The sequence below is a fragment of the Desulfovibrio sp. SGI.133 genome (assembly GCF_050313955.1).
GTDB lineage: Bacteria > Desulfobacterota > Desulfovibrionia > Desulfovibrionales > Desulfovibrionaceae > Desulfovibrio.
In genome coordinates, this window is sequence record NZ_JBNPMK010000003.1 from 333,414 (window position 1) to 351,695 (window position 18,282).

Here is an 18,282-nt window from a genome sequence, read left to right on the forward strand (position 1 = left end):
GCCGGACAAAAGCGCCGCCTTCTTTTGATGAAGGCGGCGCTTTGCATTTGGGGGGCGTCAGACGGAGCCCTTCTCCGTCGAAGGAGAGACCCTCTGGAGCATGCGGCTATTTCCGCTCCAGGTCGTGGGCGTCCACATAGGCGTCGAAGGTCTCCAGATTCATGGGCGGGGAGAAGAGATAGCCCTGTCCGTATTTGCAGTGCGAGGCAAGGAGCTTTTGCAGCTGGTCTTCGGTCTCTACGCCCTCGCAGAGGATCTCGATGCCGAGGCGGCGGGCCATGTCCACAAGCGAGGAGATGATGATCCAGACCGAGCGCTGCTTATCCTGTCCGGGGGCCAGGAAAGCCCGGTCCAGCTTGATGGTGTCGAAGCCGAAGGAATGCAGCATGGCCATGGAGGAATAGCCCTTGCCGAAGTCGTCGAGGCTCAGGCCGATGCCCGCACGGCGCAGGGCATCAAGGGTACGGATGAAGGCTTCTTCATCCAGCCAGGCCATGCTTTCCGTGACCTCCACATGCAGCAGGTGGGCGGGAACGTCGTGGCGGGCCGCGATGCCGAGGACGGTCTCGACATAGTTGTCGTGGAAGAACAGGGCCTTGGATTGATTGATGCTGATGGGGGGCACCTTTTTGCCTTCGTCCAGGCGGCGGCGTATCCAGGCGCAGACCGTATCCAGGACAAAGAGGTCCAGTTCACGGATGAAGCCGTTCTGCTCGAACAGGGGGATGAATTCGTCGGGGTAGACCATCTTCCCATCCGGGCCCTGCCAGCGGATGAGGGCCTCGGCCCCGTGCAATCTCCTGTCCGCAAGGCAGACCTGGGGCTGCATGAAGACGGTGAACTCCCCATGCTCCAGGGCGTTGACCATACGGTTCTCGATGTCGTTGGCCTTGAGCTGCCGGGCCCCGATGAGCTCGTTGTATATCAGGAATTGCGAGCGGTAGCCGCCGGAAGCGATGCTGGCTTCCGCCGTTTCGGCATAGAGCAGATAACGGGAGACGAAGTGCTCGGATTCATTGACGTTTTTTCCCGTCCCCGATGTGGGCTGCGGCTCGTGTTCTTCCATGTCGGCGTCGTTGCGGATGACGTACACACCGCAGGAGAAGCTCACCGGGCGCTGGTACAGCTTGCGGGCCATGTCCGCGACGCTGAACAGCTCTTCCATGCGCTGGGTGAAAGTGCTCTCGTCAGGGCATCTCCAGAGCAGGAGATACTGTCCCGAGCCGCTGTAGGCGGCCAGTTCCCCCTGGCGGCTGCGCAGGGCGAACTCGCGGTTGCAGAAGCGGATCAGGCTGTCCCCGGTGCGCAGGCCGCAGGCCCGGTTGATGAGCTTGAGCTTGCGGATATTGATGGTGGACAGATAGTAACGCCGCGGGTCCTTTTGCAGGATCTTGGCCGCATCTATAAGGAACCTGGCCCGGTTGGGGCCCTGCGTCACGGGATCGGTGAGCGCCGCCGCGCGGAGATCAGCCAGACGCCGCCTGTTGTGGCGCATGACGAAGAGCATGATCAGGACCAGCAGCAGTCCCAGGCCGCAGAGCGTCTCCACAAGGTTCCGGCGCAGGAAACGGCGGATGACGTCCAGCAGGGAATCCGGCGCGGCGGAGAGGAGCAGGGCGTCGATGGTGGCCGTGGTGGTGGAGGTGATGACCTTGTCCAGCACGGAGGTCACGAAGGGCGAGGCATGGGGCGAGATGCCCAGTGCCATGGGATACATGGCCCGGGTGGGGAGCAGCAGCCCGTCCTTGGGCGGATCGTCCTGGAGGGCGGCGGCGGGATAGGGCCAGAGATAGACGTCCACTTCCCCTTTCTCGAAAGCTTTGCGGCAGGCCTCGATATTGGGGAAGACCCTGGGGATGTCCTCGGGATAGGCGCTCTGGTAGGCCAGCATCACGCTGCGCATCTCGCGGGTGAAGCCCACCGTGCAGGCCTGGCCGGGGATCTTTTTGGCGTGGAGCCGGCCCACCACCGTGATGGGGGCGTTATAGAAGGTCCTGCCCGAAAAGATGTTCTGGCTGCGCAGGAAAGAAAGCTGGGGATAGACGTCGGGCATGATGTCCGCCGTACCGTCGGCCAGCGCCTTGAGGCAGGCATCATAGGAGGGCAGGGGAAGGAACTCAAAGCGAATGCCGCTCTGGCGTTCCAGCATCTTCAGGAAGGCATAGAGGAAATTGCCCCCGTGTTCGGGGTCCATCATGTCCTGTTCGCGGCTGTAGGCCACGCGGATGGCAGGTTTCGTCTTCAGCCAGCGGCATTCGGACCGGGTGAAGACCACGGGCACGTCCGAGGAGATGTTGAGATAACTGTCGTACAGGCGGGCCAGGTAGGTGGGGTGGTTCAGCAGGATCTGGCGCATGGCCTCGTTGAGCGGGTCCATGATCGCACTGTCATCCTTGCGGGTGACGAAGAAGAAGGGGTCCGTGGAGATGGTGGCCACCACCTTGGTGCCCTTGCCCTGGAGGACGCCGTCCACATAGCCGTCGATGCGGCCTTCGGCCAGGGCCTGGGACATCTCGTTGCTTTCCTCAAAGAAGACCGACTCGAAGGAAAAACCGTTCTGGGCGGCAAAGCGCTTCATCACGTCATGCTGGAGCGAATCGGTGAAGAAGCCGATGCGCATGCCGTTGAAGGCTTCCAGATCCATGTAGTGCATGTCGCTCATGCTGGAGACATGCAGACAGGTATTCTCGTATCCGGCGCGCAGTTTGGAAAAGCTGTAGAGCCGGGAACGCTCGGGCGTGAAGCTGATGCCGCAGGAAAGGTCGATGGTACCGTCGTCCAGGCGCTGGGCCAGCTCGTCGAAGCGGATCTTGACCCACTTGTATTCCCATCCCGTATAGCGCGAGATGGCCGTGAGCAGGGCCACGGCATAGCCGGAGAGGTGTTCCCCTTCGCCTTCGAAAACGCCGTGCTGGTCGAAATAGCCCACACGGACGATCTTGGATGCTTTATAATTGGCGGCGATATCTTCGGGAGAGAAAAAGTGGAAAGTCGTCCTGTTCAGGGGCAGGTCCGTTTCCGCCTGGACCGGGGCTTTCCCGGAGGAGGCGGAAAGAGCTCCCTGAGGAACGGGCAGGAGCAGGCAAAGCAGGAAAAGCAGCAAAGTTCGGAGCATAGTACGTTCTCACATCATGCCGCCGCATGGGGGACATGGCATCACGGCAGCAGGGACTTCCTTGGGCAGGAAGGGCCGTACAAAGTTTGAATGTACAACGTATCGTGCTCGGAGCGCAAGGCGCTCCGGTACCTATGGGTCAGGGATATCGCGGACTTGAGCTTGGCGCGCTCCCGGAGTATACTCCGCCCCTTCCACGCGCCGGCCCCGGCGCCAACGTCAGCCACGAGGTCGCCATGATCCTTATTGATGGAAAGCAGACTGCCCGCGACATCCGCGCGGAACTCAAGGCCCAGGTGGAGGCCGCTGTGTCGGCCGGCCGCCGCGCTCCCGGCCTGGCCGTGATCCTGGTGGGAGAAGATCCCGCATCGCAGGTCTATGTGCGCAACAAGGAACGTGCCTGCGCCGAGGCGGGCATCCTTTCCTTCCCCTACCGCCTGCCTGCCGATACCACGCAGGAGGCCCTGCTGGCCCTCATCGCCGAACTCAACGGCCGTGACGACGTGGACGGCATCCTTCTGCAGCTGCCCCTGCCCAAACATCTTTCCGCCTCCGCCTGCCTGCTGGCCATCGACCCGGCCAAGGACGTGGACGGCTTCCATCCTGAGAACGTGGGGCGTCTTTCCCTCAACCTGCCCGGCATGGTCTCGTGCACGCCGGCGGGCGTCATCGAGCTGCTGCGCCGCTACAACCTGCCCACCCGCGGCAAGAAGGCCGTGGTGCTGGGCCGTTCGGACATCGTGGGCAAGCCCCTGGCCCTGCTGCTGGCCCGTCCCGGCGAATTCGGCGATGCCACGGTGACCCTGTGCCACTCCCGCACGCCCGATCTGGCTGCGGAATGCCGCAGTGCGGACTTCCTCTTTCTGGCCATCGGCCGTCCGCGCATGATCACGGGCGACATGGTCCGCGAAGGCGCGGTGATCATCGATGTGGGCATCAACCGCACGGACGACGGCCTGTGCGGCGACGCGGATTTCGAATCCGTGAGCAAGAAGGCCGCGGCCATCACGCCCGTGCCCGGCGGCGTGGGGCCCATGACCATCGCCATGCTGCTGAAGAACACCGTTCAGGCTTGGGAAAGCCGTGCGTAACGGCTCGGCCCCGGCATAGCCCGACTATTGGGGAAGGAAGCGTCTTGCATCCTTCCCCTTTTTTTGTCCCGCCGGGGATATTTCCGCAGGATCGCCCCATCTGCCTGTGTCGTTCCGGTGTCGGGAATGCCGAGCTGTCTATGGAAGGGGCTGGCTGTCCTCCATCTATTTTTCCGCAATGCCGGGCTGGGATCTTGGCGGACAGCCAGAGGCGTTTATCCTCTGCAGAGCGGGCATGCCGGATGTCCGGCGGGCGGTGCAGATACCCTGATTGCGCCGCCGGGCCGTGGTAGGCCAATAGCCGCGTTCCCGAAAGGACGGGGCTGTGAAACTGGAATGGAAGGAGACGCATCATGCGTATGATGATGGCCCTGCTGCTGGGCCTGTATCTGGTCGTACCCGCGCGGGCGGCCGACAGCGGGCCGGTCCTGCTCCTGCCGGGGCTGTCCGGCCCGACGGCGGAGGTGGAGCCGGGCTACCGCTGTGCCGATTTTCTGGAAGAGGCGAAACTCAAGCCGGAAGGGCTGGAATATTTGTATTGCCGTCCGGCCACGGAGCCGCGCACAGGCCGCCGGATGCTCACGGCGCGGTATCGTGTGCCGGGGCCGCAGGCCGTTGCTGTGGAGAAGGCCTTGCGGGAGCGCACCGGTATGGCCGCTCTGGAGCGCCAGATGGGTATTTGGCAGCTGCCGGAAAGCGGGGAAGGGCGGTTCGATCTGTGGCAGAGCCTAGAGAAGGGCAGGCCCGGAGAACAGCTGGCGGGCACGTTTTTGTCGGTCGAAGGACTGCGGGACGGTCTGCCCGAAGCTGACACCGATACCGCCGGGAGTAGCGCGGACGACCTGCCGCCTGTCGACGTCTCTGCTTCTGCAGCAAAGGACGGGACTGTCATAGCTGCCGGAAGCATAGCGGAGGGGAGCCCGGCCGCTGTACCGAGTGCTTCCGCTGAGGAGGGGGCCGCAGCCCTTGCGGACAGAGCTCCAAAGAAGGGGCCCTTCTGCACGGTGAGCATGGGAGAGGTCCCGCAGCAGGGGACCTTCGCACCGCAGCGGGAAGACTGGGGCAAGGTAATCTGGTTCGCGGTAACAGTGCGTTTGGAGCTGCCCCGGTAAACGATGATCGTGTGACGCCTGCTCGCGGGCGTGGCTTGGACGGGCTTTGGCATGTCCTGCGGGGCGGATGCAGAAGGCCGGTGCAGGGCGGCATCTAGCGCGGTCACCAGGGCGAGGTGGTGTTGGGAGCCAGCGGCACGGCAAGGCTTTATCACGGCATGTGCAAGCAGTCAGGCCGCACAGGGGCCAGAGACGGCAGGAACGCCGGGAGGACAGCACGAAAAGGATGGCCGTGTCCGCCGTGGCCGTGGCTGTCGGACGCCTGTCCCGTGCTGCCGGCGTCGGCAGGCAGAGGGGCATCCTTCCGGAAAGGCGTCACTTTTGCCGGGGCGGCATCTCCTCCTTGATGTGGCGCAGGAGCTGGCGCTGTTCCGGAGACCAGAGCAGGGGCTTCAGCTTGCGCGTCCAGGGGGAGGACAGGCGGGCGAACATGCCCACCAGGACGGCCGAGATCACGGTGCCTTCGCGCAGGCCCACGATGCTGCCCAGCACGGCAAGGCCGAGAAGACACGAGGCCAGGACCAGCGAGCAGTCGAACAGGACCTTGATGTTGCCGAAGTTCTTGCGGGAACGTGCCGCGATGACGATGACTAGGCCTTCGCCGGGGATGACCGTGGCATTGCTCATGATCTCAAGACTGATGCCCGCGCCCAGCACGGCGCTGCCCACGATACACATGACGATCTGCCAGACATAGACGTCCGTGACCAGCGCGCCGGTGAGGTGCATCCAGAAGTCGATGAACACGCTGAAAATAAGCACCGCCGGGATCTGCAAGAGCTCCGCGATGCCCAGCCTGCGTTGGAGCAGGATGCGCTGGAGCAGCAGGAAGAGCAGGTTGCAGGCAAAAGTCGTGGTGCCTAGAGTCAGGCCAAAGATGGCGGCCAGCGTATACGGCAGGGTCGTGATGGGGGTGGTGCCCAGGTGGGCCTGGGTGATCAGGGCGATGCCCAGAGCGTTGAAGAACAGTGAAACGGAAAGACAGCTATACCGTTTGACGACATCCGAAGTTTTCACGATGGCCCCCTTGCACGCGGTATGCCCGGGACGCAGCGCGTCTCCCCCCTGGGACGGCTGCCGGGGAGCTCCTGACCGGCGTGTGAGACACAGAGTAATCATTGCGGGGAAGACTGCAAGGAGGGGCACTGGTCACAGGGCCGGCCGGACAGGCGGGGGAGGCCGGTCAGCGCTTGAGGACGACGTATTCTTTTTCTTCCCGTGTCCCTTTTTGCAGGTTGCACTGCGGACAGGAAAGCTCCAGGTTGGACAGGTCCCATTCGTCCCCCCCGGCTGCGATGGGGACGATATGGTCCACATGAAAGTTCTTTTTGCTGACCAGGGCGCCGCACTTCATGCAGATGCCGCCGTCGCGCACATAGACCACCTGACGTACACGCGACCAGTCGGTGAGCATGAAGAAGTCCCGCAGGCAGCGGGGCCCGCAGAAGGTGTGGCGGTTGTCCAGGGTGCGCTGGCCGCACATGCGGCAAAGCATCCGCCCTTCCTCGTCCTTGCGGCGCGGGAAGCGCTCCTTGTTGCTGCGTCCATGTCTGTCGCTCATGGTGTATCGTCCTGCTGTTTGCGGTGTAGCTTCGGCGCTTTGCCGGGCCTGCCGGGCAGACGCCCGATCCTTCAAGGTTGCCATGACGGTGTTCCAGAATGCGGACACTGTGGGGGAAATCTTTCAAGGGCAGCTGGATCATCAAAAAAGAAAGCCATCCCGATAGGTTGGGATGGCTTGGGGAAATTCTGCCGGCTGGGAAACTAGTCGTTGCTAAATACAGCTTGCTCCATTTTTTTATTGAGCAAGTTATTGGGAAAACAGCGTATCAGCAGGGATTCTGCAATATCGATGAACTCATCGGCAACGCTATAGGCACTGAAGTAGGTCGCGATATCAGAAAGGAATACATTGCACTCAATGATATGTCTCGGCTTATCGCAAGATGGTATGAATTGTTGGTTCCGTGTAGGATGACTAACGAGCATCATACGTTGCAAATTTTTTCTTTTCCTATTGAGGGCAGAATTCATCTCCATCCAGAGACTTTGTCTTTTGGCTTTCCCAACATAGATAGATTTTCCTCTGCTGTCGAAGAAGACGTAAATCCCGTGGTGTTCTTCCAGTGAGTCTCTGAGACCGGCGGCATATGTGCTACTGTTCGCATCGAAGAGTTCCCAGTTGGCTGCCCTTCTGCTGAGTGTCAGGTCGATAGGGTAAAACTCCACGAGTGGACTGATGGCTGTTTGAAAAGCCTGTTCTCGTGCTTCCCTTTGTGCCACTTCGTATGTATGGCGGATGAGGCTAACAATCTGACGTGCGGACAGATTCTTTCTTTGCTGGTACAGCTGACTGATACGCGCTTCAGTGATTCCCAGATAAGGTGCCAATTCTCTATTGGTGTTTTTATGCAAAGCTGTTTTCAGCGCCTCGATAAGGTCTGTTCCTTGCATGATGGCCTCCTTAGCAAGAACGAATAACAAAAAAGCGGCCCATTCTTCAGAATGAACCGCTTTGTGCGCTTTAGATGGCGGAGAGGGAGGGATTTGAACCCTCGATACAGGTTTAAGCCCGTATACTCGCTTAGCAGGCGAGCTCCTTCGGCCGACTCGGACACCTCTCCGCTCAGGGAAGACATCGTCATTCCCGCGTGAGGCTGTACATTAGTCGGGAAGGGGGTATCTGTCAAGGGAAAATGCGGCAAAGGCACAAAAAAATCTTCGTCTTTGCCGGGAAGGCCCGGCGGGCAGCGTTGACCCCCGTACCGGCTTGGCGTATCCTGCTGCGTTCAATATCTTACGGAGGAACAACGCCATGAGCGAAAACAAGGCCGAGACCGTGGCCGCTGCCGCGGAAAGCAACGACAATCCCAAAGCCGGTGTGGACTTCATCCGCGCCCGCATCATGGACGACAACGCGTCGGGTCGTTTCGGGGGTCAGGTGCACACGCGCTTTCCTCCGGAACCCAACGGCTACCTGCATCTGGGCCATGCCAAGTCCATCTGCCTGAACTTCGGCGTGGCGCGCGAGTTCGGCGGCATGTGCAACCTGCGTTTCGACGACACCAACCCCGTCAAGGAAGACACCGAATACGTGGATTCCATCCGCGAGGACGTGAAGTGGTTGGGCGGCGAATGGGACGACCGCGAATTCTATGCGTCCAACTATTTCGACAAGCTCTACGAATACGCCGAGCAGCTCATCCTCAAGGGCAAGGCCTATGTGGACGACCTGAGCGCCGACGAGATCCGCGAGTACCGCGGCACCCTGACCCGTCCCGGCAAGGAGAGCCCCTGCCGCAACCGCAGCGTGGAAGAGAACCTGGACCTGTTCCGCCGCATGCGCGCCGGGGAATTCGCCGACGGCGAGCATGTGCTGCGCGCCAAGATCGACATGGCCTCGCCCAATCTGGTCATGCGTGACCCCACCCTGTACCGCATCCGCCATGCCGAACATCACCGCACGGGCAATAAGTGGTGCATCTATCCCATGTACGACTTCACCCACTGCCTGTCGGACTCGCTGGAAGGCATCACCCACTCCATCTGCACGCTGGAGTTCGAGAACAACCGCGAGCTCTATGACTGGGTGCTGGATGCCTTGGAAGTGTATCATCCCCAGCAGATCGAATTCGCGCGCCTCAACCTCACCCACACGGTGCTGTCCAAGCGCAAGCTTATCCAGCTGGTGAAGGAAGGCTACGTCAAGGGTTGGGACGACCCGCGCATGCCCACCCTGAGCGGCCTGCGCCGCCGCGGCGTGCCGCCGGAAGCCCTGCGCGAGTTCTGCAGCCGCATCGGCATCGCCCGCTCCGATTCCATGGTGGATTACGCGGTGCTGGAATTCTGCATCCGCGAATACCTCAACGCCCACACCCCGCGCGCCATGGCCGTGCTGGATCCCGTGAAGGTGGTCATCGAGAACTACCCCGAAGACCAGGTGGAAGAGTTCGAGATGCCCTGGCATCCCGAGGATGCCGCCTACGGCAGCCGCACCGTGCCCTTCTCGCGTGAACTGTGGATCGAACGCGACGACTTCCGTCAGGATCCGCCCAAGAAGTATCACCGTCTGGCGCCCGGCGCGGAAGTGCGTCTGCGTTACGCCTATTTCATCACCTGCCGCGAAGCCGTGTACGACGATGCCGGCAATCTGGTGGAACTGCGCTGCACCTACGATCCCGAGAGCCGCGGCGGCCAGAGCCCCGACGGCCGCAAGGTCAAGGGCACCATCCACTGGGTCTCCGCGCGCCATGCCGTGCCCGCCACCGTGCGCCTGTACGAGCATCTGTTCTCGGCCGAGAACCCCAATGCCATGCCCGAAGGCCAGACCTTCCTGGATGCCATCAATCCCGACTCCCTGCGCGAAGTGACCGCCATGCTGGAACCGGCCCTGGCTGCCAAGGAAGTGGGCGCCAAGGTGCAGTTCGAGCGTGTGGGCTACTTCTGCAAGGACAAGGACAGCACCGACGAGCGTCCGGTCTTCAACCGCACCGTGGGCCTGCGCGACTCCTGGGCCAAGCAGGAAAAGAAGAACGCCTAGCCCCGGCGAAAGAGGTCAGAGTGCCCGGCCGTGGCGGTGCCCCGTACGATGAGAGGGGACAAAGCCATGCCGTTGCGGCATGGAATGGCCGGAAAAAAGGATTTGTGTAAAATAATCCTTGACTTCATGTGGGGATTTGTATATCTGAAACGTCTCAACGGGTCGTTAACTCAGTAGGTAGAGTATCTGCCTTTTAAGCAGAGAGTCGCAGGTTCGAACCCCGCACGACCCACCAAATTAAAATCTCAGAAAGCCCCACAAGGTATCGAACCCCTTGTGGGGCTTAACTTTTTTCCTTTTGTCCTCTCTCGCGTAGTCCCAGAAAGTCCCTGTACCTCTCACCTATTTGTTGGTATTTTTGTTGGTATCTTGGAAAATACCAACACACCCGCCGAAAAAATACCAACAGATTGCCATGAAACTCACGGATGCCAAGCTTCGGAGCCTGAAGGCTACCGGCAAGACACAGAAGTTTTCCGATGAAGGGGGGCTGTACCTGCATCTTTCGCCCTCCGGGGGGAAACTCTGGCGCCTTGCCTATCGTTTTGGTGGCAAACAGAAAACGCTCGCCCTGGGGCAATATCCTGCGGTCAGCCTCGTGGAGGCCCGTAAACGGCGCGAGGAAGCGCGGGAGCTGCTGGCCCGGGGAATCGATCCCGGCGAAGCGAAAAAGGAACGCAAGGCCGCTGCGGCCGCTGCGGTACTTGCCCAGGCCATGACATACGAAGTGGTGGCGCGGGAATGGTTCGCCAAGCATGCCCCCGGCTGGACGGCGTCCAACAGGGACAGGATCCTTGCCAGGCAGGAGCGGGACGTCTTCCCCCTGCTTGGATCGCGCCCCATACGGGAGATCACCGCGCCGGATGTGCTGGCCGTGGCCCGCCGTATCGAAGAACGCGGCGCCGTGGACACCGCTCACAGGGCCATGCAGGATTGCAGCCGCATTTTCCTTTATGCCGTCGCCTCGGGCCGTGCGGACGTGGATCCTGTGGCCAGTCTCAGGGGGGCGCTGTCTCCCATCCGTTCGCAGAGCTATGCCAGCATCAGGGAGCCGCAAGCCATCGGGGCCCTATTGCGTGACATCGACGCCTACAAAGGGAACGTCATCGTGCGGGCGGCCCTGCGTCTGGCTCCCTATGTCTTCGTGCGGCCCGGAGAGCTGCGGAAAGCGGAGTGGGCGGAGATCGACCTGGACAGAGCGGAATGGCGCATCCCTGCCGAGAAGATGAAGATGCGCGTCATGCATATCGTGCCGCTGGCCAGACAGGTGGTGGAACAGCTCCGGGCGCTTGCGCTGTACTCTGGCGGAGGGCGCTACCTGTTCCCCGGCATGCGGAGCAGGACAGCGCCCATCAGCGACATGACCCTGCTGGGCGGACTGCGGCGCCTTGGCTACGGCAAGGATGAGATGACCGTCCACGGCTTCCGCAGCATGGCTTCCACCTTGCTCAATGAGCAGGGCTACAATCGGGACTGGATCGAACGGCAGCTTGCCCACGGTGAACGCAACAGCGTCCGGGCCGCCTACAATTATGCGGAATACCTGCCCGAGCGTCGCCGCATGATGCAGGAGTGGGCTGACTACCTGGACAGCCTGCGCGACGGGGAAGGGTAGCCTGCCCCTGCTGTGGCGTGTTGTAGCCGGGCTTTTCCCCGGCTAGGCATGGACTAGCTACCCATGCCGAAAAGGCGGAACCCTTGCCGCCCTGCCGGGGATCTATCAAGGGAGACCCTGCAAGGGGGGGATATGGCTAAATTTTTAGACTATATGTTTTCACCATCTTTGGGCTGGCCTATGTTATGTATCGGAGTTGTATTGCTGTTAAGCCGGCCTATAGTTTGGATGCAAGAATATTTGATGTCATTTGGCATATTCATATTTCCAACGACTCAAGGTTTAATGTTCGTTCTTATGTCAATTGCTATACTTTATTTAAGTAATAAAAATAAAGTATTATACAAATCAATTCGAGATAGTGTTGGAGATACTGATATTATACAGACTAATAGCTATAAAAGTAAAAATCTACGCGACATGAAAGATGGACTGCTACAGGTCAAGTCAGAACTGGAGCAGGCCCGGCAAGAGAAGGCGGCCTTGCAAGCAGAGCTGGAGAAGACCAGAGCGGAACTGGAGAAGGCCCGGCAGGCGGAAGGGGTCAATCCCAGGAGCAGAAATACCTACCTCAAGGTCATTGCCGCCCTTGCCAACAGGAACGGCAAGATAGATCTGCACGAGCGCGGGGCGGCGGTGACTATCAGCAGGGCAACGGAAAATTTCGGTTTTCCGGTTTCCGAGGATACCACAAGAAAAATCATCAAAGAAATCGAAGAACTGCAAAAATAAAAACCGAATTCGGGAATAATTTCCCCGAGATCGGTTTCCCCGGTCCGCATTTTCTTAGCCTCTTGGAAAGTTCCACGAACTCTCCAGGAGGTTTTTTTCATGCCGGAAGTTACCCGTTATCTCAGGGCAAAGGCTTTTGCCGAGGCGTTGGGCATCGGCACCTCGACTTTTTGGCGCTGGATCCGTGAAGGGCGATTGCCCCAGGGGACCCGCCTGTCTGCACGCTGCACGGTGTGGCCGGTGACGGCTCTGGAAGATTTTGTCCGCCAGCAGGGCGCAAGCAGGGAGGCCTAGGCCATGATCCAAAAGAAAAGCCCCCGAGGCTTGGCGGCGGTGGGGGCAGGTAAAAAAGGCGGCAAGGTGGTCAATCTTGCTTGCCCCCATTCTGCCACACCCGCCCTTCCCGCACAAGGCGAAAGCTGCGACCGCTGCCAGTTTTTCCGTATTGTGGCCCTGGCCTCCGGCCATGATCGCAAGCTCTGCATGATGACCGGCGAAAAGCTCCGTACCGCCGCCGGGTGGTGTGACCTGTTCGCGCCCGGCAAGTGGGAAGAACTGCGGCCCTTGACGCGCGCCCTGGCTTTGGGCATGGTTGAATTCCCAAACTTTGCGAGGCGTAGCAAGCGCCTTTCCAGCATCCCCAATGCCGGAAGAAGCCTTGCCGCACAGACTGCTTTTGCTGTCAACGCTCCTGCCGGACGTATGCCCGGCGGGCTGCTTGCACATATTGGCAGGGTTGTAACGTCCAGTATCCGTGAGGACTGGCGGCTTCGCAAAGGCCGGGGAGCGTTATACCCTGCCTTTTTTGTTTTCCCCAAACTTTGCGAGGCCCCCATGCATTCCATCCCCCTTTTCCGCCCCGCGTCCTGCGGTGGCCGTGCGTCCCTGTCCTTCCTTCTTCGCAAGCTGGCCCGTGCCGGTGAAACTGCCGCCCTTGTGGCCCTGCTGGGCACGTCGTTGTCCACGTCGGCCCGTGTGCGCTGGGCCATGCTCGGCCATGTCCTGACCGTGGTGGAGGTGCGCCATGCGTAACTATTGCGCCCGCTCTTCCAGCATCCCCCGGAGCCTGCGGCACATCTCCCCCAACAGCGCATTGGAAGACGCCGCCTGTCTGGCCATGTTCCTGCGCAACGTCGTGGGCGACATGTTTGCCCAGGACGGCAACGGTCTGCCCTCTGATGAAAGCAATATGGGCCTTGCCCTCTGCTTCGACCTGCTCCTGGACAAGATCGCCATCGCCGGCGGGGAGCTCTCCTTCCCCCTTGCCGGGCTGCCGCATGAGCGCGACCTGCCCCCGCTGTGGGATCCCGAACGGGAAGGGGGCGACCATGAGTAACATCACGGACGACATCATCCCCGGCGGCGGGCAGCCCCCCTATGCGGACATGATCCTTGCCAACGCCGCGGCCTTCACCTCCCGGGCGGACACGGCAGGAAGGAAGCCTTGCGCCGCCGTGGTCCCGGTGCGGGCCATCCATCTGGAGACGGCGGCCGGCATCCTGTCCACGCCGCCCGTGGCCTGGCGCGTCAAAGGCGTCCTGCCGGCCTAGGGCGTGGCGGTGGTCTTTGGGGCCAGCGGCTCCGGCAAATCCTTCGTGATGCTCGATCTGGCCGCGCATATCGCCCTTGGCCGCCGCTGGTTCGGCTGCCGGGTCAAGGAAGCCTCGGTGGTCTATGTGAACCTGGAAAGCTCCGGCGGGCTGCGGACGCGCCTTGAGGCCTGGGAAAAAGAATACGAACAGAGCTACCCCCGGGACGTCCAGTTCGTACGCGAACGTCTGCGCCTTATGGACGATGTGGAGGCGCTGGCCAATGTCAGCCCCGACGGCGGGGTGGTCATTATCGACACCCTGCACGCGGCGGCTCCTGATCTGGACGAGAACAGCTCCCAGGACATGGGCCTGATCATCGAGGCAGCCACGCGGTTGCAGACCCGGACCGGCGGGCTGGTGGTGCTGGTGCACCATACCGGCAAGGACCAGGGCCGCGGGGCCCGGGGGCATTACAGCCTGACAGCCGATGCCGACGCCGTGCTGGAGGTGGAGCGGGAAAAGAACGGCGCCCGCGCCGTGGTGCTGCGCAAGAGCAAGGAAGGCGTGGACGGCATGCGCTGGCCGTTCCTGCTCAAGGCCGTGCCGCTGGGAACCGACGAGGACGGGGACCCCTTGTCCTCCTGCGTGGTGGCTCCCGATGTCACGGCAAGGCGGGCCGAGCGTCGGCCGCACCTGACCCCTTCGCAGGAATACGGCCTTGCCTCCCTCAAGGCGGCCCTGCAGGAAGCGGGAGACGATGCCGTGCATATCGACGTCTGGCGCAGGCATTTTTATGCCCGGTCCACTGCGGACAATACAGAAGCCAAACGAAAGGCTTTTGGCAGAGCACGGGAAAGTTTGGTCAGCCTGGGGGTCATCATTGTGCAGGATGACATGTACTCCGTCCCTTCCGGGACAGGCGGGACAGAGCGGGACAACTGCGGGACATGTCCCGGGGGACACCCCCCTTCCCCGGGGGCGGGACAACCGGGACACACACCTTTAGGTGTGTCCCGGTCCGATGTCCCGGTCCCGGGAGGTGTCCGGGGCCTGTTGCCGGGGGTGCCGGAACAGGGAGCGGGACAAGCCCAATGTCCCGGTGCAGGAGGGGAACAATGCCTGATCTGAGCACCTTCCTTCCCTGCCCGGAGCGATTCAAGCGCAAGGGGCCGCACGAGCTGGCGGGCCCCTGTCCGGCCTGCGGCGGCCGGGACCGTTTCCTGGTCTGGCCGGATCGCCCGCGCGGCGGCGCGTACCTGTGCCGCCAGTGCGGTGCCCGGGGCGACGGCATCCAGTTCCTGCGGGACTTCTGCCGCCTGTCCTATGCCGATGCCTGCCGCACCCTGGGGCTGGCGTCCGGGGAAGGACCACGGGGGACCACGGGCCGGGGCAGACGCCCCGCCCGCCCCACCGGCACACGGGCGGCACAGACCGGCATGGCCCCTTTTGTGCCGTCCGCACCAGAGACCTTCCCCCCTGCCGTGCTGCCCCCGGATGCCTGGCGGGAGCAGGCCGGGGCCTTTCTGGCCGGGCTGTGCGCTGTGGAGGGGTCCCCCGAAGCAGCCGCCGGGATCTGCGCGGCCCGCTTCCTGCGCCCCGACACATGCCGCGCCCTGGGCGTCGGCTGGAATGGGGCGGACACCTTCCCCACCAGACAGGCATGGGGCCTGCCGCCCTTGGAGGACAGGCGCAAACTGTTGCTGCCGCGCGGCATCGTCATCGCCACACGGCGCAAGGCCGGGGTGGTGGCGCTGGCCATCCGTGTGCCGGACGAAGACCGGCAGGACGGGAAGCGGCCCAAATACTGGCAGGTGGCCGGGAGCGCCAACGTGCCCTTTGTGGCCGGCCGGGCCGGGGTGCCGGTGGTGCTGGTGGAAAGCGCGCTGGATGCCTGTCTTGTCTGGCAGGAAAGCCAAGCGTCCGTGGCGGCCGTGGCCCTGATGGGCAACTGCAAGGGGCTGGATGCAGACACGGCGGATTTCATCCGGGCCGCGCCGCAGCTGATCGCCTGCCCCGACAATGACGCGGGCGGGCAAAGCGCCTGGCTGCGCTGGCGGGGCCTTTTCCCTGCCGCCGCATGTGTCCCCTCCGCCGGAGGCAAGGACCTGGGCGACATGCACCGGGCGGCCCTGGCGCTGGAGCCGGTGCCGACCATCGCGCAATGGCTGGAGGTGGCGTTGTCCAGCCCTGTCAAAAAAACCCGTATCGCCGCCCTGTCGCACGAAAGGGGCGCGGACGATTCACAGGGCGCAAACGAGGGGAAAACGCGGGAGGAGGGCAGCGGTGCGCGTTATCGTGGATAGCCGGGAGCAGGCTCCCTTTTCTTTCCGGGGGCCGCGCTATGAAGGCGTGACGGTGGAAGTGGGCACCCTGGGCGTGGGCGATTATTCCCTTGCCGGACTGGCGGACAAGGTGGCTGTGGAACGCAAGGAGCTGTCCGATCTGGTGGCCTGTCTGGGACGTGAGCGGGAACGCTTTGAACGTGAGCTGGCCCGCGGCGCCGCCCTGGACGCTTTCTGTGTGGTGGTGGAGGCGAGCTGGGCCGATCTGGCAGGCGGGCAGTATCGCAGCAGGCTGAACCCGCATGCGGCCTGTCAAAGCGTGCTGGCCTTCGCCGGACGGTACCGCCTGCCCTTCTTCTTTGCCGGGAGCCGGACCGCGGCGGAGTACACGGCCTGGGGCTTCCTGCGGCAATACCTGGAAGGGGCCCGGAAACGCTGGGCCGCCATCGTGAAGGCCCATGATGCGGTGGAAGGTCGCTAACCATCAACGCACGGAGGTGCATATGGAGCTCAATTTCAGGGGGAACGCGGAGGAAGACCTGCGCGCCCTGCATGAACGTGTCCTGAGCGGTGACATGCCGGGATCCCGCGAACTTCTGGCTATCCTGGACAGCATGGATGGGGCCCATGACAGCCAGTAAAAGCACGGCGGAACAGGCAGGGCGTGATGCCCGTGGCCGATTCCGGGCCGGACGGTCCGGCAACCCCGCGGGGCGTCCACCGGGCGCCTCCTGCCGGGCCGTGCGCATGGCCAGGGAATGGGCGGAAACAAAAGGTCTGCCCCTGCTCATGAAGGCCGCCGAAGAGGGAGACATGGACGCGACCAGGTTGCTGGTGACACTGGCTGTCCCCCGGCAAAAGCCTGTGTCCCTGCCGGAGCCCGTGCCGTCCTTTCCGGCGGACAAAAACCTGCTGGAACAGGGCAAGGCCATCATGGCCGCCGTGACCAAGGGGACCATGACGCTGGATACGGCCCGGGGGTGCATGGAGCTGCTGGGCGTACTGGCCCGGCTGGACGAGAACCTCAACCTTGCGGAGCGTCTGGAAGCTCTGGAAGCCGCCTGGAAATGCAGGAGGGATGACGGATGGGGATGATCGAGCGACGCATCGAAAAACTGGAACGGCTCCTGGGCAGCGACAAGCCGCCCGCTGTGAAGGTCATCTTTCTTGAAGAGGGGGAGACCTTCCCGGAACACGAGGACACGGAAGACAGCGTGACGCTGGTTGTACGGTGGATCTCACCGAATGCTCACGGCAACAATGAGGAGAAATAGCATGACGCTTTTTTATGAAGCCGACGACGAAATGCCCAAGGAAAACGAACAGGGCATCATGGATGATACAGCCCATGCTGCCCCCTCGCCGGGTGAAGCGAGGAAGGCCGATCCTTTTACCGATGACCTTGATCTTGTCCATAATGCCTATATCGCCAGCAAAGAGCGCCTTAAAGGAGACTGCGGGGCTGCGGACTATGAATTGCTGAGGACCTTCGGCCGAGACGTGATACTTGCCGAAGCGGAGGCCGCGGCCAAGGCAGCGGAAGGGATCGCCGCGGCGCCTCTTGAAGACATCGCTGTCCCCAGGTTCGTGGCCGATGTCGGCAGCATGGACATTTCCTGCGTCAAAAAAAGCCACATCCAGCAGATGGACGCTGCCCTGGAGCGTATCCATACTGCCGGTGCCGGTCTGGCCGCGTTGATCGGCGCCACGGAAGAACGCCTTGCAGATGCGCAGCAACGTACGGGAGGAGACCCTGCGCTGAATGCCAGGCTGGCGGAACTGGAGGCGCAGCGTACGGAAGCTGTCCTTGACGGCAAGGACTGTCATGCACTGGACAAGGAACTGCTGGCGCTGGCAGAGGCACGCGCGGCGGATGACCTGCAGAAAAGACTGGCTGCCGGAGACGTTGCCGCGCTGGATGCACGCTGCGCTGCCCTGCGCGCCTCCCGTGAAAGGGTGGAAAAGCTGTACGAGAAGGTGACGGCCCGGCGCCATGTTTTTGAGGCCTGCATCATCGCGGCGGAATACAACGCTTTGGCAGCAAAACTGGCAAAGCATGTCCGGCGGTTCCTTGAACTGAAAGATCAGTCCGAACGCCTGGAGCCCGGGATCATCCTTCCCCGCACTTGCGGCCTTGGCGTGCACCGTATCCGTATCCCTGCCTTGGGGCTGCGCTGGAGCAAAGTTTCGCCTGATGGTGCCTTGAGCCCGAGCGATCCTTATGGCGAAGCGTACTTCTGCAAGGAAAACATCTAACCGGGAT

At 62.2% G+C, this 18,282-nt stretch carries 20 protein-coding genes and 2 tRNA genes; 17 read left to right on the forward strand and 5 right to left on the reverse strand.

The features are described from left to right. Positions 1-106: 106 nt before the first annotated feature. Positions 107-3,115 (reverse strand): EAL domain-containing protein, encoded by a 3,009-nt coding sequence (locus ACQRBR_RS06565; protein WP_427812606.1) that lies wholly within the window; start codon positions 3,113-3,115, stop codon positions 107-109. A gap of 236 nt (positions 3,116-3,351) precedes the next feature. On the opposite strand from ACQRBR_RS06565, the gene folD reads away from it, so the two are divergent. Together folD and ACQRBR_RS06575 are read left to right on the forward strand one after the other, a co-directional pair. Beyond that, positions 3,352-4,206 (forward strand): bifunctional methylenetetrahydrofolate dehydrogenase/methenyltetrahydrofolate cyclohydrolase FolD, encoded by an 855-nt coding sequence (folD, locus tag ACQRBR_RS06570; RefSeq protein ID WP_040369739.1) that lies wholly within the window; start codon positions 3,352-3,354, stop codon positions 4,204-4,206. 353 nt (positions 4,207-4,559) lie between these two features. Beyond that, entirely contained in the window at positions 4,560-5,318 is a 759-nt protein-coding gene (locus tag ACQRBR_RS06575; protein ID WP_427812607.1) for a DUF4952 domain-containing protein, read from the forward strand. A gap of 315 nt (positions 5,319-5,633) precedes the next feature. Here ACQRBR_RS06575 and ACQRBR_RS06580 read toward each other — a convergent pair whose 3' ends face one another. The 4 genes from ACQRBR_RS06580 to ACQRBR_RS06595 all read right to left on the reverse strand — a co-directional run bounded on the left by ACQRBR_RS06580 (position 5,634) and on the right by ACQRBR_RS06595 (position 7,942). Next, entirely contained in the window at positions 5,634-6,335 is a 702-nt protein-coding gene (locus ACQRBR_RS06580; protein WP_303880464.1) for a YczE/YyaS/YitT family protein, read from the reverse strand. Positions 6,336-6,501: 166 nt separating this feature from the next. After that, complete coding sequence (locus ACQRBR_RS06585; protein ID WP_204625914.1) at positions 6,502-6,879, reverse strand: HNH endonuclease; 378 nt, start codon at positions 6,877-6,879, stop codon at positions 6,502-6,504. Positions 6,880-7,082: 203 nt separating this feature from the next. Beyond that, positions 7,083-7,772 carry a hypothetical protein gene (locus ACQRBR_RS06590; RefSeq protein WP_427812608.1) on the reverse strand — a complete coding sequence of 230 codons (690 nt, stop codon included), beginning with the start codon at positions 7,770-7,772 and terminating at the stop codon, positions 7,083-7,085. A 75-nt stretch (positions 7,773-7,847) separates the two neighbouring features. Then, positions 7,848-7,942, reverse strand: a tRNA-Ser gene (locus ACQRBR_RS06595). A 191-nt stretch (positions 7,943-8,133) separates the two neighbouring features. Between ACQRBR_RS06595 and ACQRBR_RS06600 the strand changes: the two genes are divergently transcribed. The 15 genes from ACQRBR_RS06600 (at position 8,134) to ACQRBR_RS06670 (ending at position 18,275) form a co-directional block, all read left to right on the forward strand. Next, a complete protein-coding gene (locus ACQRBR_RS06600; RefSeq protein WP_006007487.1) occupies positions 8,134-9,858 on the forward strand; it encodes a glutamine--tRNA ligase/YqeY domain fusion protein in 1,725 nt (574 codons plus the stop codon). A 159-nt stretch (positions 9,859-10,017) separates the two neighbouring features. Next, positions 10,018-10,093: transfer RNA gene (locus tag ACQRBR_RS06605), tRNA-Lys, on the forward strand. Positions 10,094-10,273: 180 nt separating this feature from the next. Then, the gene (locus ACQRBR_RS06610; protein ID WP_300644632.1) at positions 10,274-11,473 is read left to right on the forward strand and encodes a tyrosine-type recombinase/integrase; all 1,200 of its coding nucleotides are present in this window, start codon (positions 10,274-10,276) and stop codon (positions 11,471-11,473) included. Between the two features lie 132 nt (positions 11,474-11,605). Further along, entirely contained in the window at positions 11,606-12,205 is a 600-nt protein-coding gene (locus ACQRBR_RS06615; protein WP_427812609.1) for a hypothetical protein, read from the forward strand. Between the two features lie 99 nt (positions 12,206-12,304). Next, entirely contained in the window at positions 12,305-12,499 is a 195-nt protein-coding gene (locus ACQRBR_RS06620) for a helix-turn-helix transcriptional regulator (RefSeq protein ID WP_006007491.1), read from the forward strand. Between the two features lie 540 nt (positions 12,500-13,039). Then, positions 13,040-13,237, forward strand: coding sequence for a hypothetical protein (locus tag ACQRBR_RS06625; RefSeq protein ID WP_278337793.1), 198 nt, complete (start codon positions 13,040-13,042; stop codon positions 13,235-13,237). Then, positions 13,230-13,541, forward strand: coding sequence for a hypothetical protein (locus ACQRBR_RS06630; protein ID WP_427812610.1), 312 nt, complete (start codon positions 13,230-13,232; stop codon positions 13,539-13,541). The genes ACQRBR_RS06625 and ACQRBR_RS06630 overlap by 8 nt, the downstream gene beginning before the upstream one ends. Next, positions 13,534-13,755 (forward strand): hypothetical protein, encoded by a 222-nt coding sequence (locus ACQRBR_RS06635; protein WP_427812611.1) that lies wholly within the window; start codon positions 13,534-13,536, stop codon positions 13,753-13,755. Before ACQRBR_RS06630 ends, ACQRBR_RS06635 begins: the two co-directional genes overlap by 8 nt. A gap of 3 nt (positions 13,756-13,758) precedes the next feature. Next, on the forward strand, positions 13,759-14,865 hold the full coding sequence (locus tag ACQRBR_RS06640) for an AAA family ATPase (RefSeq protein ID WP_427812612.1): 1,107 nt from the start codon (positions 13,759-13,761) through the stop codon (positions 14,863-14,865). Then, positions 14,853-16,040 (forward strand): primase-helicase zinc-binding domain-containing protein, encoded by a 1,188-nt coding sequence (locus ACQRBR_RS06645; protein WP_427812613.1) that lies wholly within the window; start codon positions 14,853-14,855, stop codon positions 16,038-16,040. The genes ACQRBR_RS06640 and ACQRBR_RS06645 overlap by 13 nt, the downstream gene beginning before the upstream one ends. Beyond that, a complete protein-coding gene (locus ACQRBR_RS06650) occupies positions 16,021-16,500 on the forward strand; it encodes an ERCC4 domain-containing protein (protein ID WP_427812614.1) in 480 nt (159 codons plus the stop codon). The genes ACQRBR_RS06645 and ACQRBR_RS06650 overlap by 20 nt, the downstream gene beginning before the upstream one ends. A 22-nt stretch (positions 16,501-16,522) precedes the next feature. Then, entirely contained in the window at positions 16,523-16,660 is a 138-nt protein-coding gene (locus ACQRBR_RS06655) for a hypothetical protein (protein WP_155807045.1), read from the forward strand. Next, positions 16,647-17,114 (forward strand): hypothetical protein, encoded by a 468-nt coding sequence (locus ACQRBR_RS06660; protein ID WP_300644650.1) that lies wholly within the window; start codon positions 16,647-16,649, stop codon positions 17,112-17,114. Before ACQRBR_RS06655 ends, ACQRBR_RS06660 begins: the two co-directional genes overlap by 14 nt. After that, complete coding sequence (locus tag ACQRBR_RS06665; RefSeq protein WP_040369748.1) at positions 17,111-17,293, forward strand: hypothetical protein; 183 nt, start codon at positions 17,111-17,113, stop codon at positions 17,291-17,293. The genes ACQRBR_RS06660 and ACQRBR_RS06665 overlap by 4 nt, the downstream gene beginning before the upstream one ends. Before the next feature lies 1 nt (position 17,294). After that, complete coding sequence (locus ACQRBR_RS06670) at positions 17,295-18,275, forward strand: hypothetical protein (RefSeq protein ID WP_427812615.1); 981 nt, start codon at positions 17,295-17,297, stop codon at positions 18,273-18,275. Positions 18,276-18,282 lie beyond the last annotated feature (7 nt).

What these genes read in the sequence shown, in the direction of transcription:
- ACQRBR_RS06565 (WP_427812606.1), bottom strand. Translation starts at nt 3,115, where the DNA reads ATGCTCCGAACTTTGCTGCTTTTCCTGCTTTGCCTGCTCCTGCCCGTT.
- folD (WP_040369739.1), top strand. Translation starts at nt 3,352, where the DNA reads ATGATCCTTATTGATGGAAAGCAGACTGCCCGCGACATCCGCGCGGAA.
- ACQRBR_RS06575 (WP_427812607.1), top strand. Translation starts at nt 4,560, where the DNA reads ATGCGTATGATGATGGCCCTGCTGCTGGGCCTGTATCTGGTCGTACCC.
- ACQRBR_RS06585 (WP_204625914.1), bottom strand. Translation starts at nt 6,879, where the DNA reads ATGAGCGACAGACATGGACGCAGCAACAAGGAGCGCTTCCCGCGCCGC.
- ACQRBR_RS06590 (WP_427812608.1), bottom strand. Translation starts at nt 7,772, where the DNA reads ATGCAAGGAACAGACCTTATCGAGGCGCTGAAAACAGCTTTGCATAAA.
- ACQRBR_RS06600 (WP_006007487.1), top strand. Translation starts at nt 8,134, where the DNA reads ATGAGCGAAAACAAGGCCGAGACCGTGGCCGCTGCCGCGGAAAGCAAC.
- ACQRBR_RS06610 (WP_300644632.1), top strand. Translation starts at nt 10,274, where the DNA reads ATGAAACTCACGGATGCCAAGCTTCGGAGCCTGAAGGCTACCGGCAAG.
- ACQRBR_RS06615 (WP_427812609.1), top strand. Translation starts at nt 11,606, where the DNA reads ATGGCTAAATTTTTAGACTATATGTTTTCACCATCTTTGGGCTGGCCT.
- ACQRBR_RS06620 (WP_006007491.1), top strand. Translation starts at nt 12,305, where the DNA reads ATGCCGGAAGTTACCCGTTATCTCAGGGCAAAGGCTTTTGCCGAGGCG.
- ACQRBR_RS06625 (WP_278337793.1), top strand. Translation starts at nt 13,040, where the DNA reads ATGCATTCCATCCCCCTTTTCCGCCCCGCGTCCTGCGGTGGCCGTGCG.
- ACQRBR_RS06630 (WP_427812610.1), top strand. Translation starts at nt 13,230, where the DNA reads ATGCGTAACTATTGCGCCCGCTCTTCCAGCATCCCCCGGAGCCTGCGG.
- ACQRBR_RS06635 (WP_427812611.1), top strand. Translation starts at nt 13,534, where the DNA reads ATGAGTAACATCACGGACGACATCATCCCCGGCGGCGGGCAGCCCCCC.
- ACQRBR_RS06645 (WP_427812613.1), top strand. Translation starts at nt 14,853, where the DNA reads ATGCCTGATCTGAGCACCTTCCTTCCCTGCCCGGAGCGATTCAAGCGC.
- ACQRBR_RS06655 (WP_155807045.1), top strand. Translation starts at nt 16,523, where the DNA reads ATGGAGCTCAATTTCAGGGGGAACGCGGAGGAAGACCTGCGCGCCCTG.
- ACQRBR_RS06660 (WP_300644650.1), top strand. Translation starts at nt 16,647, where the DNA reads ATGACAGCCAGTAAAAGCACGGCGGAACAGGCAGGGCGTGATGCCCGT.
- ACQRBR_RS06665 (WP_040369748.1), top strand. Translation starts at nt 17,111, where the DNA reads ATGATCGAGCGACGCATCGAAAAACTGGAACGGCTCCTGGGCAGCGAC.
- ACQRBR_RS06670 (WP_427812615.1), top strand. Translation starts at nt 17,295, where the DNA reads ATGACGCTTTTTTATGAAGCCGACGACGAAATGCCCAAGGAAAACGAA.